At 69.9% G+C, this 14,086-nt stretch carries 14 protein-coding genes; 9 read left to right on the top strand and 5 right to left on the bottom strand.

All coding sequences use genetic code 11. The annotated features are described in order from the left end of the window. Positions 1-94: 94 nt before the first annotated feature. On the bottom strand, positions 95-1,081 hold the full coding sequence (locus tag RH864_RS17050) for a helix-turn-helix transcriptional regulator (protein ID WP_310518774.1): 987 nt from the start codon (positions 1,079-1,081) through the stop codon (positions 95-97). Between the two features lie 60 nt (positions 1,082-1,141). Between RH864_RS17050 and RH864_RS17045 the strand changes: the two genes are divergently transcribed. The 6 genes from RH864_RS17045 (at position 1,142) to RH864_RS17020 (ending at position 7,294) form a co-directional block, all read left to right on the top strand. After that, positions 1,142-2,317 carry an ABC transporter ATP-binding protein gene (locus tag RH864_RS17045; RefSeq protein ID WP_310518773.1) on the top strand — a complete coding sequence of 392 codons (1,176 nt, stop codon included), beginning with the start codon at positions 1,142-1,144 and terminating at the stop codon, positions 2,315-2,317. Positions 2,318-2,379: 62 nt separating this feature from the next. After that, positions 2,380-3,162: an ABC transporter permease gene (locus tag RH864_RS17040; RefSeq protein ID WP_310518772.1), complete on the top strand. Its 783-nt coding sequence runs from the start codon at positions 2,380-2,382 to the stop codon at positions 3,160-3,162. A 441-nt stretch (positions 3,163-3,603) separates the two neighbouring features. Further along, positions 3,604-4,065 (top strand): hypothetical protein, encoded by a 462-nt coding sequence (locus RH864_RS17035; protein WP_310518771.1) that lies wholly within the window; start codon positions 3,604-3,606, stop codon positions 4,063-4,065. 34 nt (positions 4,066-4,099) lie between these two features. Then, positions 4,100-5,782, top strand: a complete 1,683-nt coding sequence (locus RH864_RS17030) for a phytoene desaturase family protein (RefSeq protein WP_310518770.1) — start codon at positions 4,100-4,102, stop codon at positions 5,780-5,782. Between the two features lie 132 nt (positions 5,783-5,914). Continuing rightward, positions 5,915-6,103: a hypothetical protein gene (locus RH864_RS17025; protein ID WP_310518769.1), complete on the top strand. Its 189-nt coding sequence runs from the start codon at positions 5,915-5,917 to the stop codon at positions 6,101-6,103. 702 nt (positions 6,104-6,805) lie between these two features. Continuing rightward, positions 6,806-7,294, top strand: a complete 489-nt coding sequence (locus RH864_RS17020) for a hypothetical protein (protein WP_310518768.1) — start codon at positions 6,806-6,808, stop codon at positions 7,292-7,294. Positions 7,295-7,373: 79 nt separating this feature from the next. Here RH864_RS17020 and RH864_RS17015 read toward each other — a convergent pair whose 3' ends face one another. Beyond that, positions 7,374-7,718, bottom strand: coding sequence for a hypothetical protein (locus RH864_RS17015; protein ID WP_310518767.1), 345 nt, complete (start codon positions 7,716-7,718; stop codon positions 7,374-7,376). Between the two features lie 93 nt (positions 7,719-7,811). Here RH864_RS17015 and RH864_RS17010 point away from each other — a divergent pair, with 93 nt between their 5' ends. Together RH864_RS17010 and RH864_RS17005 are read left to right on the top strand one after the other, a co-directional pair. Next, a complete protein-coding gene (locus tag RH864_RS17010) occupies positions 7,812-8,324 on the top strand; it encodes an SRPBCC domain-containing protein (RefSeq protein WP_310518766.1) in 513 nt (170 codons plus the stop codon). 48 nt (positions 8,325-8,372) lie between these two features. After that, positions 8,373-9,470: an AI-2E family transporter gene (locus RH864_RS17005; protein ID WP_310518765.1), complete on the top strand. Its 1,098-nt coding sequence runs from the start codon at positions 8,373-8,375 to the stop codon at positions 9,468-9,470. Between the two features lie 21 nt (positions 9,471-9,491). Here the strand turns inward: RH864_RS17005 and RH864_RS17000 are convergent, their stop codons facing one another. Next, positions 9,492-10,055, bottom strand: a complete 564-nt coding sequence (locus RH864_RS17000) for an acyl-CoA thioesterase (protein WP_310518764.1) — start codon at positions 10,053-10,055, stop codon at positions 9,492-9,494. Between the two features lie 157 nt (positions 10,056-10,212). Beyond that, positions 10,213-11,367 (bottom strand): bifunctional 2-methylcitrate synthase/citrate synthase, encoded by a 1,155-nt coding sequence (locus RH864_RS16995; RefSeq protein ID WP_310518763.1) that lies wholly within the window; start codon positions 11,365-11,367, stop codon positions 10,213-10,215. Between the two features lie 216 nt (positions 11,368-11,583). Here RH864_RS16995 and RH864_RS16990 point away from each other — a divergent pair, with 216 nt between their 5' ends. Beyond that, positions 11,584-12,519 (top strand): hypothetical protein, encoded by a 936-nt coding sequence (locus RH864_RS16990; RefSeq protein ID WP_310518762.1) that lies wholly within the window; start codon positions 11,584-11,586, stop codon positions 12,517-12,519. Between the two features lie 12 nt (positions 12,520-12,531). Here RH864_RS16990 and RH864_RS16985 read toward each other — a convergent pair whose 3' ends face one another. Further along, on the bottom strand, positions 12,532-14,070 hold the full coding sequence (locus RH864_RS16985) for an MmgE/PrpD family protein (RefSeq protein WP_310518761.1): 1,539 nt from the start codon (positions 14,068-14,070) through the stop codon (positions 12,532-12,534). Between the last annotated feature and the right edge of the window lie 16 nt (positions 14,071-14,086).

Below are 14,086 nucleotides of genomic sequence, written 5' to 3'. Positions count from 1 at the left end.
GCCTGCGAGCACCCCCGCTGGTCGAGTAGCGCCCGCCAGCGAGCGTATCGAGACCCCGCAACCCGAACCCCGCACCCATACGCGCCCTCGCGCGCTACTCGACCGGCGACAGGGCGCGCGCAAAGCGCGCGGCGTGGGCGCGGAGCGCCGCCAGCACCTCGTCGGACGCCTCGACCCGGTACGTCAGCTCGGCCGGCACCCAGCTGAGCGCGAACGCCAGGTGTTCGACCGTCTCGGCCTCGAGCGGCCACACGGTGCCGCCCGAGTCATCCGGAACCGCGTCGCGCGCCCACCAGCCGAGCGCCGCATGGAACCGCTCGGGCGCCACGTCGATGTGCACCCGCGCGCGCACGCGCGCATCGCGCCAGCGCACCGCGGCCTGCACGCGCTGTTCGGCCTCGCCCTCGGCGAGCGGCCTCGGCTCGAACCGCACGCGCGTCTGGAACACGTCGTCGACGCGGTCGACGCGGAACGTCCGCCAGTCGTCGCGATCGCGATCCCAGGCGAGCAGGTACCAGCGACGACCGAGCAGCACCAGCCGGTGCGGCTCGATCGACCGTGCGGACGCCGCGCCCGAGGCATCCGTATAACGCATACGTACGCGCTCGCTGTCGCGGCAGCACAGCGCGAGCAGGCCGAGCAGGCCGGTGTCGACCGTGGGCCCGCTGCCGGGCGGCGCGCCGGCCGGCGGCTGCGAGCTGGTGTGCGATTGCAGCGCCTCGATGCGGCGGCGGAGCGCGGCCGGCAGCACCTGCTCGATCTTCGCGAGTGCGCTCAGCGTCGTGTGCTCGGCGCCGCGCAGGCCGGCCGCGGCCTGCGAGCGGAGCCCGACGGCGATCGCGACGCCCTCGTCGTCGGTGAGCAGCAGCGGCGGCAGGCCGGTGCCCGCCTCGAGGCGGTAGCCGCCGGCCGTGCCGCGCGTGGACTCGATGCCGTAGCCGAGCTCGCGCAGCCGCTCGATGTCGCGACGCAGGGTGCGGTCGCTCACGCCGAGCCGGTCGGTGAGCTCGCGCGCGGGCCAGTGCCGGTGGCTCTGCAGCAGCGAGAGCAGGTCGAGGGTGCGGGTCGTGGTCGCGGCCATGCGTCCATCCTGGCGCGCTTCAGGACAGGAAGTGACCGGATGCCTCGGAATGCTGGGGTCATGACCAACCAGATGATCTCCGCACAGGGACTGACGAAGACGTTCCGATCCAAGGGGCAGACGGTCGAGGCCGTGCGCGCCGTCGACCTCACGGTCGCGCAGGGCGAGCTCGTGGCCTTCCTCGGCCCGAACGGCGCCGGCAAGTCCACGACGCTGCGCATGCTCACGACGCTGCTGCCACCCACCTCGGGTGACGCGCTCGTCGCAGGCTGCGACATCCGCCGCGACCCGGCCGGCGTGCGCCGCCGCATCGGGTACGTCGGACAGGGCACCTCGGGCGGGCACACGCAGCGGGTGCGCGACGAGCTGCGCGCACAGGGCGCGTTCTACGGCATGCCGCGGCGCGAGACCCGCGCGCGGGCGGCCGAGCTGATCGAGTCGCTCGAGCTCGCGGCCGTCGCCGACCGGGCCGTGCAGTCCCTCTCCGGCGGCCAGAAGCGCCGGCTCGACATCGCGCTCGGGCTCATCCACCGGCCCGAGCTGCTGTTCCTCGACGAGCCGTCGACCGGGCTCGACCCGCACTCGCGCGCGAACCTCTGGGAGCACATCGTGCGCCTCCGCGAGGACACCGGCACGACGATCTTCCTCACGACGCACTACCTCGACGAGGCCGACCAGCTCGCCGAACGCGTCATGGTCATGGATCACGGCGAGGTCATCGCCGACGACACGGCCGCCTCGCTCAAGCATTCGCTCGCGGGCGACCGGCTCACGCTCGCCTTCGCCACGTCGACGGATGCCTCGGCCGCGGCCGCGCGCATCGCTGCCGCGACCGGAGCGATCGCCGCCACGCGGATCGCGGGCACGACCGCCGAGGCCGCCGCGCGCTTCGCCGGCGACGCGAGCACCGCACGCCCCGCGAGCACCGCGAGCACCGGGGCCTCTGTGGGCACCGTGGGCACCGCCACGCCCGGCTCGGCCGACGAGCGCGGTCGGGCGCGCGAACCCCGGTCAGGCGAGCCCTCGGTGATCGTCGACGGCTCGGTCGTCACGGTCACCGCCACCGACGCGGACCGGCTGCTCCCCCGGGTCATCCGCGATCTCGGCGACGCCCGGCTCGAGGTCGTCTCGGCGACGCACCGCAGCCCGACCCTCGACGACGTGTTCCTCGCACTCACCGGCCGCAGCCTCCGCGAGGAGAGCGCGTCCGCCGCCGCCGAGCCCGTCCCCGCCTGACCGCTGCCCGCTGCCCGAGTAGCGCAGCGTATCGAGACCCCCACCGAACAAGGAGCACTCCCATGACCACCACCCCCACCGCCGCGAAGCCAACCGGTTTCGTGCATGACACCCTCACCGTCTTCGCGCGCGAGTCGCGCCCCCTCGTCCGCGACCCGTTCAGCGTCGTGTTCAGCCTCGTGCAGCCGCTCGTCTTTCTCGGGCTGTTCGGCCCGCTGCTCGTCGGCGCCTCGGGCGGCGACGTCGCCGCCACGCTGCAGTGGTTCGTGCCCGGCATCCTCGTCATGGTCGCACTGTTCGGCACGGCGTCGACGGGCGCGAACCTGCTGTTCGAGATGCAGACCGGGTCGCATGAGCGCACGCTCGTGGCTCCGCTCTCGCGCAGCGCGCTGCTCGTCGGGCGCGCGCTCAAGGAGGTCGTGCCGCTCATGATCCAGGGCACGATCGTGGTGCTCGTCGCGGTGCCGTTCGGGTTCCGGCTCGACGTGCCCGGGCTCGTCGTCGGCCTGCTGATCCTGGCGGTGTTCGGCATCGGGTTCGGGGCGCTCAGCTACTCGCTCGCGCTCGCGTGCCGCAACCGCGACTGGATGTTCTGGATGGTGCACCAGACCCTGCTGTTCCCGCTCATGATCCTGTCGGGCATGCTGCTGCCGCTCGACGACGGCCCGGGCTGGATGCGCGTCGCCGCGGCCGTGAACCCGCTCAGCTACCTCGTCGATGCCGAGCGAGCCCTGCTCGCGGGCGACCTCGGCGCCCCGGCCGTGCTCGGCGGCCTCATCGCCGCCGTCGCCACCTGCGCCGTCGGCCTCCTCGTCGGCATCCGCGCCATGTCCCGCGCCCGCTGACCCGCCGACGCCGCGCCCGCCCGCGCCCATCTCGCGTTGGAGGTCGAAAAGTGTGTTGGAGGCCCGGCAGGAGCGCCCTCCAACACACTTTCGAGCCTCCAACGCACTTTCGCTACGAGAACTCGGCCGTCACCGTCTGTGCCGGGTCCGCGGCGACCGACACGGTGATGCTCTGAGGTGTGGTCGAGCCGGGCCGGCGGAACGCCCAATCCAGTACGTCACCGACGCGTTCGTGAGTTCGAACAACGACACGTCGCACCCCACCCCGGAGGGGAACACGAGCCGCCCTCGTGCGAGCGACGTACGCGTCATCGGCTCTCGGCCCTGCCGCTCAGGATGCATCTGCCGCATACACGCTGCCGGGAAGGTTGTCGCATGTGCAATATTCTGCAATATCATTCGACTGATGGGAACATGTGAGACGAGAGCGGGTGTGGATCGATGAATCGAACTCAGGGCCGACCGTTCGATCCTGCCGAACTCGACCGCCGCGAGATCGCCGAATTCGGTGCACCTTTGGTGGTCGTCGAGCCCGGCGAGCCGCTCTCCCTCCGGGGCTGGAGCTGGGAGTCCCGGAACGCCGTGACGATCTCCGGCGAGGCGGCGTATCTCACGATCGACGAACGGGAGATTCGCGTTCGAACCTGGAAGCACCTTCCCGCCTTCTCCGAAGCAGTTGCCGAGTCACGCCACTTGGATGACCTCCGTGACAACTTCGGGGCCGGTGTCGCCCTCCCCGCAGGCTCGACGACGGTGACGATCGACGCGATCGAAACGCCAGCCGAGCGAATCGTCGCCCAACCGTACATGCTCACGGTCTGCAGGCTTCACGAGGTCACGGTCACCATCACGACGCCCGCCACGTCCGCGATGCCGAGACTGGTCACTCGGTCTCCGAGCTGAACCGCACGACGGTCGCGGCGGATAGGGTCGGGGGATGTCGCACGATGTCGTGATCGTCGGCGGGGGCCACAACGGGCTGACCGCCGCCGCCTACCTCGCCCGCGCCGGACTCGACGTGCTCGTGCTCGAGCGCAGCGATCATCTGGGCGGGGCGGCCGTGTCGGCCGAGGCGTTCGACGGGGTCGACGCGCGGCTGTCGCGCTACTCGTACCTCGTGAGCCTGCTCCCCCGGCGCATCGTCGACGACCTCGGGCTCGACCTCACCCTCGTGCGACGGCGCTTCTCGTCGTACACACCCGATCCGGCGCAGCCCGGGCGCGGACTGCTCGTCGACGCCGAGGCGAGCCCCGAAGCATCCGTCGCGGCCTTCGACCGCGTGGGCGCGGCCATCGACGCCGACGCCTGGAACGCGTTCGCCGCCGACGCCGCTCGGCTCGCCGAGACGCTCTTCCCGACGCTGACCGAACCGCTGCCGACCCGCGACGAGGCCCGCGCCCTCGTCGGCGACGACCGGATCTGGCGCGAGCTCGTCGAACGTCCGCTCGGCGAGACCGTCGACGCGCGATTCTCGAGCGATCTCGTGCGCGGCGTCGTCGCGACCGACGGCCTGATCGGCACGTTCACGAGCCTGCACGACGCGTCGCTCGACGCGAACCGGTGCTTCCTCTATCACGTGATCGGCGGCGGCACGGGCGACTGGGACGTGCCCGTCGGCGGCATGGGCGCGGTCAGCGGCGAGCTCGCCCGGGCCGCGCGCGAGGCCGGCGCCGACCTGCGCACGAACGCCGAGGTCGTCGCGCTCGCCGACGACGGCACCGTGCGCTGGGTCGACGCCGGCGGCGAGCACGTGACGCAGGGCGCGCACGTGCTCGCGAACGTCGCGCCCGTGGTGCTCGAACGCCTGCTCGCCGCGGGCGCCGGCACCCCGGACGCGGCGGTCTCGCGCACCGCCTTCGCCCCGGGGCATCCGCCCGCCGCCGCCGCGATCGCACCGCGCGACCAACGCGCCCACCCCGACGTCGCCGTCGCCTCGCTCGGCCGGCTGCGCCGGCCCGAGGGCGCCCAGGTCAAGGTGAACCTGCTGCTCGCGCGCCTGCCGCGGCTGCGCGACCGCGAGGTCGCGCCCGAGCACGCGTTCGCCGGCACGTTCCATATCAACGAGCTCGCGACCCAGCTCGAGGCCGCGTACGACGCGGCGAGCGCGGGTGAGCTGCCCGACCCGCTGCCGTGCGAGATCTACTGCCACACGCTCAGCGACCGCAGCATCCTCGGGCCCGAGCTCGCCGCGAGCCCCGCGCAGACACTGACCGTCTTCGGCCTGCACGTGCCCGACCGGCTCGTCGACCGGTACGGCAACGATGCGCTGCGCGTGCTGCTGCGCGACGCGGTGCTCGCGTCGCTCGACTCAGTGCTCGCCGAGCCGATCTCCGACGTCATCGCGACGGATGCCTCGGGCGAGCCCTGCATCGAGGTGAAGACGACCCGCGACCTCGAGGACGCGCTCGGGATGCCCGGCGGCAACATCTTCCACGGGCCGCTGTCGTGGCCGTGGGCCGAGGCCGGCACCCCGCTCACGACCGCCGCCGAACGCTGGGGCGTCGCCACGCGTCACCCCCGAATTCTGATCTGCGGCTCGGGCGCCGTGCGCGGCGGCGCCGTCAGCGGCATCGGCGGCCACAACGCCGCCACGGCCGTCCTCGAGGCGCGCGCCGACTGACAAGCTCCAACATATACTGCCGTTTTACTATTGCGGACATCGGTCCTGTGCACCATCCTGTGAGTCGTCCTCGAGGAGGACGAGGTTCGCCCCCACCGAGGCGGGAGGCCGGACGAGCACACAGGAGGAACTATGCGCAAGGGCGCGAAAACGTGGTGGGCCGTGATGGCGGCGACAATAGTCTCGGTCGCCATGGCCGATCCGAGCATCGCCAATGACCAGACCCCGCTCGACGACCCGGCACACCTCGCACGCTCGATCGTGCCCGAGCTCGTCCAAGCCCAAGACGAAGACGCAAGGGTTGATGACGCGCGCCTCTGACCGTGATTCCGCAAGCGCCGTCACATTCTCCAGCTGGGCAGGCAGGAACTCCCTGGTCGTCGAAGTGCCAGCCGAACGGACCTATCACGGACGCTTCGGGGAAAGCGCTGCCCGCGAAGTTCGAGTTTTTCGAGGGTCGCCTACAGGTGGCGGTTGACACCTCAGGCGCCTCCTCGTACCCGATTTTTGCAACACTCGCCTGGAGCTACACGCTCGATTACAGCGTCGGGAACACGTCGCCCGCATATGCGCGTGACCTGATGCATCGCTGCTTCAACTGCAGGTTTCCAGTCGAAGGCGCTCCCGCCGCGTTCCCAGTGACCGGTCAACATCTTCCGCTCTTCATTCGGCCGTGCCAGGACTGCGAACCGGCATGGAACGCGAACTGCTTTTTTCGTGAGGAGGTGTATGCGGAGTTCCCGTGGGGACACCGGTACTCGTTCATCTTTGACGCAGCCGGCTCACATGTGGATGGGTACGGCTCGTCAATCGGTTTCAACGTGCTCCGAAAGGATGGGGAGTCGACGTTCACCCTCCGAGTAGTCGGGAACATCGTGAACAGTAACCCCATGGGGCTTCCACGCGAGCTGTACCTCGTTGGCGCAGCGTTCAATTGGGCGAACCTTGCGAAGAATCTCACGACTTGAATCTCAGCCGATGCTCTCGCGGACGACTCACCATTTGCAGCGCGGGTCGCCACTGATGGCAAGTCAGCAGCTACGCGACGCCCGTGCGCAACGACGGATGGTTCTTGCCCTCACGACACCGGCGTTCGCCACAATGCTGCTGGCGATTGTCGCGTTCGCCGTCGCTCCCGGATACGCGATCGCATTCGTGGTCCCGATCAGCGCAGTCTTCATTTTCGGGACCGGCCTCTGCATCGTCTTCCGAGCCCGGCTGGCCCGGGTGATCACCGAACGCCACCTGAGCTTCAGCCGGGCGCTCGCCATCACCTCGCTGCTCTGGCTCGTCGCCGCACTGCTTGCTCCGATCGGATCTGTTGGACTCAGCTGGTTGCTGCTGCGGGCGGTGCAGGCATTCGTTCAATCGACCTACGACGCTGGCGGCTCATTGGACGTGCGGGTGTATTTGACGACTTTCGCGTTCGGCCTGCCGACCGTCGTGACGTCCCTGGTCATCAGTCCGGTGCTCCTCGTATGCGTCGCGCGGCGGTCACGTCGCGGCGCCTGACCGGCGCGTTGGAGGACGAATCCTGCGATGGAGGTCGATCGGTTTCGATCTCCGACGCGAGACTGGTCCTCCGACGCGATCAGAAGACGAACATCTGCCCCAGAATCACCACCGCGACGACGAACACCGCGACCACCGAGCCGACGATCAGCAGGGCGCGCGCCGACAGGGTCGCGACGGCGTAGCCGACGAGGAACGGCAGCGCGAGCAGGAACAGCGTCACGATCCACCAGAACACCTGGTAGCCGCCGCTGGTCGCGTCCGACAGCCGGCCGGCGAACAGCTGCTGACTGTGCGGATGCGTCGCGAACGCGAACGCGGCCGAGAGCGGGATGGCGATGAGGGCGGCGACGATGAGGCCCGCGAGCGTGCCCCACAGCCCCGACCGCTCGCGCGTGACATCGAGGGTTTCTCGCTGATTCATGCCCCGACTCTAGTGGGTGACGGCCACCCGGATTAGCCTGAAAGTTCCACGACGACACGACGAGACACGGTCCACGACGACGAGGGGACGACGATGAAGCCGAAACCGACCGGGCACTTCCTCATGAAGGCCGACGGGCTCTACCTCCAGTTCGACCGGCTGTTCCGGGCACCCATCGAGGACGTCTGGTTCAGCATCACGAATCCCGGGTTTCTCGACCGCTGGATCGGCACGTACACGGGCAGCCCCGCGACCGGCGGCGTGCGGTTCAAGATGACCGCCGAGGGCGAGGACGCCCCGTGGGAGAACGTCGCGATCCTCGAGTGCGACCCGCCGCATCGGTTCCATCTCGACGTCGGCGAGGCTCCGGACGGCTGGCGCATGCACTGCCATCTGGTCGAGGGCAGCCACATGACGACCCTCACCCTGGCGCAGCGGCTCACCGACCCGGCGACGGCCGCCGAGTACGGACCGGGCTGGGACTACTACCTCGACCGCCTCGAGGCCGCGCGCGACCGCGCCCCGATGCCCGTGTGGGACGACTACTTCCCCGCGTTCTCGCGCTACTACCGCGAGCTGCACGTGCCGGAGCCGGCTCGAGGGTGACCGTCGAGATGACGACGGCCGGAGCGACCGGCCCCCTAGACTGACGCCGTGAAGACGGCAGACCGGTTGCGCCGCCGCGGCTCCGCGACCAGACCCGGGCAGCAGCTGTTCGTGAACCATCCGCTCAGGTGGGGGTTCATCGTGACGCTCGGCGTGCTGCTCGCGCTCGCGCTCGCGGTCGCGCTCATGAACCTGTCGAGCGTCGTGCTCTCGGTGTTCATCGCGGCGTTCGTCGCGCTCGGCCTCGACCCGCTCATCCGATGGTTCCAGCGGCGCGGCCTGAAGCGCGGCGTCGCGATCGTGGTCGTGATCCTGCTGTTCATCGCGGTCGTCGTCGGCATCGTGTGGATCGTCATCCCGCCGGTCGTCGCGCAAGCGACCGCGCTCGTGAAGGCCGTGCCGGGCATGGTGCAGAACGTGCAGGACTCGGGCTGGTTCGACGATGCGAACGCCGCGACGAACGGGCTGCTCGGCAATCTGGTGCAGGGGCTCGAGGACATCCTCACCGACCCGAACCTGTGGGCGACGATCGGCGGCGGCGCGCTCGCGTTCGGCGCCTCGGTGATCGCCGCGGTCTCGACCGGGTTCTTCGTCGTGGTGCTGTCGATCTACTTCATCGCGACCCTCGACGCCACCAAGCGCGCGTGCTACTCGCTCGTGAAAGGCTCGCATCGCGCGCAGATCGAGAGCTACGCCGAACGCATCATGCAGTCGGTGGGCAAGTACCTCAGCGGGATGGTCATCCTCGCCTTCTGCAATGCGGTCTTCTCGACGATCCTGTTGACGCTCGTGGGGGTGCCGTACGCGCTCATCCTCGGTGTCGTCGCCCTGTTCGTGACCCTCATTCCGCTCATCGGTACCGTGCTCACGACCATCCTGATGACGTTCGTGTCGCTGTTCGTCTCGCCGACGGCCGCCCTCATCGTGCTCGCCGCGATGCTCGTGTACATGCAGATCGAGGCGTACATCCTGACGCCGCGGGTCATGGGCAAGGCGGTGCAGGTGCCCGGCACGATCGTGCTGATCTCGGCTCTCGCGGGCGGCACGCTGCTGGGCCTGCTCGGAGCGCTCGTCGCGATCCCGATCTCGGCGGGCATCCTGCTCATCGTCCGCGAGATCGTGATCCCGCGGCAGGCGAAGCTGTAGTCGCTACTCGACCGACGAAGGTCAGCGCCAGACCGACGGCGCGGCAGCGCGCGTCGCGGGCAGCGCGACATCCTGCCCCCAGCGCTCGATCCACTCGGGGAGCCCGTCGCCGGGCGTGGTCCCGAACGCCTCGATCAGCTCGGGTATCGGCACCGTCCCGCCCGTCTTTCGCAGGAACCGCCCGCGGATGAACCCCTGCGCGTACACCTCGGGCTCACCGCCGGGTCCCCGCCGCACGAACCGCTGCTCGACGTAGACCGCCTTGTCGTCGAAGCCCAGCACCCGCGACTCGATCGTGAACCGCTGCCAGAGCGAGAGCGATTTGCGGAACGTGATCGTCTCGCTCGCGACGACCGGGTACCAACCGCGTTCGCGCATGATGTTCCAGATGCCGTTGCGCACGAGCATGTCGAAGCGGGCGACGTCCATGATCGAGAAGTACACGCCGTTGTTCATGTGCCTGTTGATGTCGAGGTCGGTCGGCAGGGTGATGAACCGCGTCTTCGCGACGTCGTAGTGCCCGAGGTCGGGCTTCCGACGCGAGAGGAACAGCACGTGCAGGAGCGTCCGGAACAACATGTGCATAGTCCACGACCATATGGCGGATTCGTCGTGGATGTCACCACGGTTGGCGGGTCGCCACAGTCGGCGGGCGGATGCCTCGGGCACGCGTTGTGCGGTCTCGCTGGTCGAGTAGCGCCCGAGGAACGAGGACGCGTATCGAGACCCGGTCGCCTGCTCGCTACTCGACCCGCGGGGAGGGCGTGGGCACGTGCCGCTCGTCGTGGCCGGTGTAGACCGACAGCGGGCGGATGAGCGCGTTCGAGGCGAGCTGCTCCATGATGTGCGCGGTCCAGCCCGTGACCCGGCTCGCGACGAACAGCGGGGTGAACGTCTCGGTGTCGAATCCCATGAGGTGGTACGCGGGGCCGGCCGGGTAGTCGAGGTTGGGCTTGATGTTCTTGCGCTCGGCCATGCCCTGTTCGAGGGCGACGTACAGCTCGAGCAGGTCGGGCCGGTCGTAGTGCTCGACCATGCGCTCGAACGCATCGCGCATGGTCGGCACGCGCGAGTCGCCGTTCTTGTACACGCGGTGGCCGAACCCCATGATCTTGCGCTTCTCGGCGAGCGCGGTGTCGAGCCACGCGGCGGCTCGATCGGCGGACCCGTCGCCCGCGCCGATCTCGTCGAACGCATGCATGACGGCCTCGTTCGCGCCGCCGTGCAAGGCGCCCTTGAGCGCGCCCACGGCGCCGGTGACGGCCGAGTACAGGTCGCTGAGCGTCGACGCGATGACCCGCGCGGTGAACGTGGACGCGTTGAACGAGTGCTCGGCGTACAGGATCATCGACACGTCGAACGCGTTCACGACCTCGAGCTCGGGCGCCTCGCCGAACGTCTGCCAGAGGAAGTTTGCCGAGAAGCCGAGGTCGTCGCGCGGTTCGACGAAGTCGAGCTCGCGCCGGCGGCGCTGGTCGTAGCTGACGATCGACGGCAGCTTCGCGAACAGCCGGACGGCTTTGTCGAGATTGGCCTCGGCCGAGTCATCCGCCGTCGTCGGGTCGCTCGCGCCGATCACGCTGATCGCGGTGCGCACGACGTCCATCGGATACGCCGTGAGGGGCAGCTCGTCGATGATGCGCTTGACCTCGTGATCGAGGCCGCGGTGGCGGCGTTCGAGCTCCTCGAACGCCGCGAGCTGGTCGTCGTCCGGGAGCTCGCCGTGCCAGAGCAGGTACGCGACCTCCTCGAACGTCACCGACGCCGCGAGCTCCTGCACCGGGTACCCGCGGTACAGCAGCGAGTTGGTGTCCGGGTTGACCTTCGAGATGGCGGTGTAGTCGACGGGAACGCCTGCCAGTCCCTTGTATACCTCGGGCGCCTGCTGGTCGGTCATCGTGCTCCTCGCGGGATCTCGGCGGGGCCCCGGCGCACCCGCGCCCCCAGCCTACGACCCAGCCGGTTCTCGTCACAGATTGCGGGTCGTGACCGGCCTGAACCAGCAGATACCGACGGGACTCTGGTCCTCCACATGCGTCGAGGGGATCCGGGTCCGCACGGATGGGAGGGCGTGCCGCGCACCGGCCACGAGGGTGATCCACACTCGTGACCCATGACCACCCGGACTCCGTTGCCTGCGCGGTTCGCACGACAGTCGTTCACGACCCGGGAGGCGCTTTCCGCCGGCGTGACCCCGGGCCGCCTCCGCGCGCTCGATCTCGAAGCTCCGACCTCTGGAGCACGCGTCGCCAGGGGTGCTCCACTCGACGAACGCGCTCGGGCGATCCTGCGTACTCGTCCCGACGCATTCCTCTGCGGTGCGAGTGCCGGGTGGTGGCTCGGCCTCCCGCTCCCCTGGCGGCTGCGCGGAGCGCTCGAGATCGGAGTCCCCGCGCCAGGCCGGTCGCCCCGCCGCCGTGGGATCCTCGGCCGATCGCTGACCCTCCGCCCGGATGAGGTGATCGTCGTCAACGGCGCACGCGTCACGACGCCGAGCCGAACCTTCTGCGATCTCGCGCGGCAGCTCACGGTGCCCGAACTGGTCGCCGTCGTCGATCGGTTGACGACGCCCGTCGTGGTGGACACGTACCCCGATCATCGACTTCGAGCGAGACTCGCGGCGGCGCACGCGTTACGCGACCCGACGAGCGAGTCTCCGAAGGAGTCCGAGTTGCGCGCGATCCTCGCGCTCGCTGGGCTTCCTCCCACGCGGCCGCAGGCCGTCATCAGCGACGGCCGTCGCTTCGTCGCGCGGGTCGATCTGCTGTTCGAACGGCAGGGCGAGGTCCTCGAGTACCAGGGCGATCATCATCGGACGGACCTCGCCCAGTGGCGGCGGGATCGCACCCGGGAGGCGGATCTCGAGGCGCTCGGCTACCACGTGACCGAAGTGACGCAGGCCGACCTGCGTACCCCGCGAGCACTCGTCACCCGTGTCGCCGCGACCTCGCTCGCCGCGGCTGGCACGGCCGACCGGATCTCTCGCCGTGGTTCCCGGGTTGACGTCAGGATTCGTCGGTCGTGGCCGCCCTCGACCCGCAATTCGTGACGAGAATGGCGGTCAGAAGAGGCCCTGCGGGACGTCGAGCGTCGATAGGACGCCGGGCGCGGCGGTGAACGTCAGGGCGTTCAGCTCGTCGGGGCCGAGGTCGGGGAGGCGTTGGGCGAGCTCGAGGAAGCGGTCGATCTCGGCCGGCTCGAGCGCCCATTCGGCGAGGGTGCGGAACTTCTGCACGTACTGCTCGCGGCCGAACGGCCGGGCGCCGAGCGGGTGCGCGTCGGCGACGGCGATCTCGTCGACGATCTCGCCGCCGTCGGCGAGCGTGATGACGACCCGTCCGCCGAAGGCCTTCTCGTCCATGTCGAGCGAGTGGTACCGCCGGGTCCACTCGGGGTCTTCGACCGTGGTGACCTTGTTCCAGAGCGCGACGGTGTCGGCCCGGTGCGCGCGCTCCGGCGCGTACGACGCCTCGTGATCCCACGTGCCGTCTTGCAGCGCCACGGTGAAGATGTACGGGATCGAGTGGTCGAGCGTCTCGCGCGAGGCATCCGGGTCGTATTTCTGCGGGTCGTTCGCGCCCGAGCCGATCACGACATGCGTGTGGTGCGACGTGTGCAGCACGATGGACGCGACGCGCTCGGGTTCCTCGAGGATCAGCGAGTACTGCTCGTGCAGCCGCCGGGCGAGATCGATCCAGGCCTGCGCCTGATACTCGGCCGAGTGCTCCTTCGTGTACGAGTCGAGGATGGCGCGCTTCGCCTCCCCCGCCTCGGGGAGCGGCACGTCATATGAGGCATCCGGCCCGCCGAGGAGCCACGCGATGACGCCGTCCTCGCCCTCGTAGATCGGCACGGGGCTGGTCTCGCCGCGCATCGCGCGGTCGACCGCCTCGACGGCCATCTTGCCCGCGAACGCGGGCGCGTGCGCCTTCCAGGTCGAGATCTCGCCCTTGCGGGACTGCCGGGTCGCCGTGGTCGTGTGCAGCGCCTGACCGATCGCCTGGAACACCGTCTCCTGGTCGAGGCCGAGCAGCGTGCCGATGCCCGCCGCCGCGGCCGGCCCGAGGTGCGCGACGTGGTCGATCTTGTGCTCGTGCAGCGAGATCGCCTTCACGAGGTCGATCTGCACCTCGTAACCGGTCGCGATGCCGCGCACGAGGTCGCGCCCCGTGAGGCCGCGCGCCGCGGCGAGGTGCTGGGCCACGGCGGTGATCGGCGGGATGTTGTCGCCCGGGTGCGAGTAGTCGGCGGCGAGGAACGTGTCGTGGAAGTCGAGCTCGCGCACGGCGACGCCGTTCGCCCAGGCCGCCCACTCGGGCGACGTGCGCCGGCCGGCATCGGCGCCGAACACGGTGGCGCCGTCGCCGCCGATCGAGACGGGGTGCGCGAGCGCCTGGCTGCGCGCGGAGACGACGGGCTTGCGCGCGATCGACGCCGCGGCGACCGCGGCGTTGTCGATCACCCGGTTCACGACCATGTCGACGACGGCGTCGTCGAGCTCGACGGGATCGGTGGCGACGGCCGCCAGCTGCCAGGCGAGCTGCCCCTCTCGGGGCAGATGCTCGTCGCTCCGGTGCGTACGCAGATGGTGGGTCTTCACCCGACCCACCGTACCC

The sequence above is a fragment of the Agromyces aerolatus genome, assembly GCF_031432255.1.
GTDB lineage: Bacteria > Actinomycetota > Actinomycetes > Actinomycetales > Microbacteriaceae > Agromyces.
This window is presented reverse-complemented; position numbering and strand designations above follow the sequence as displayed.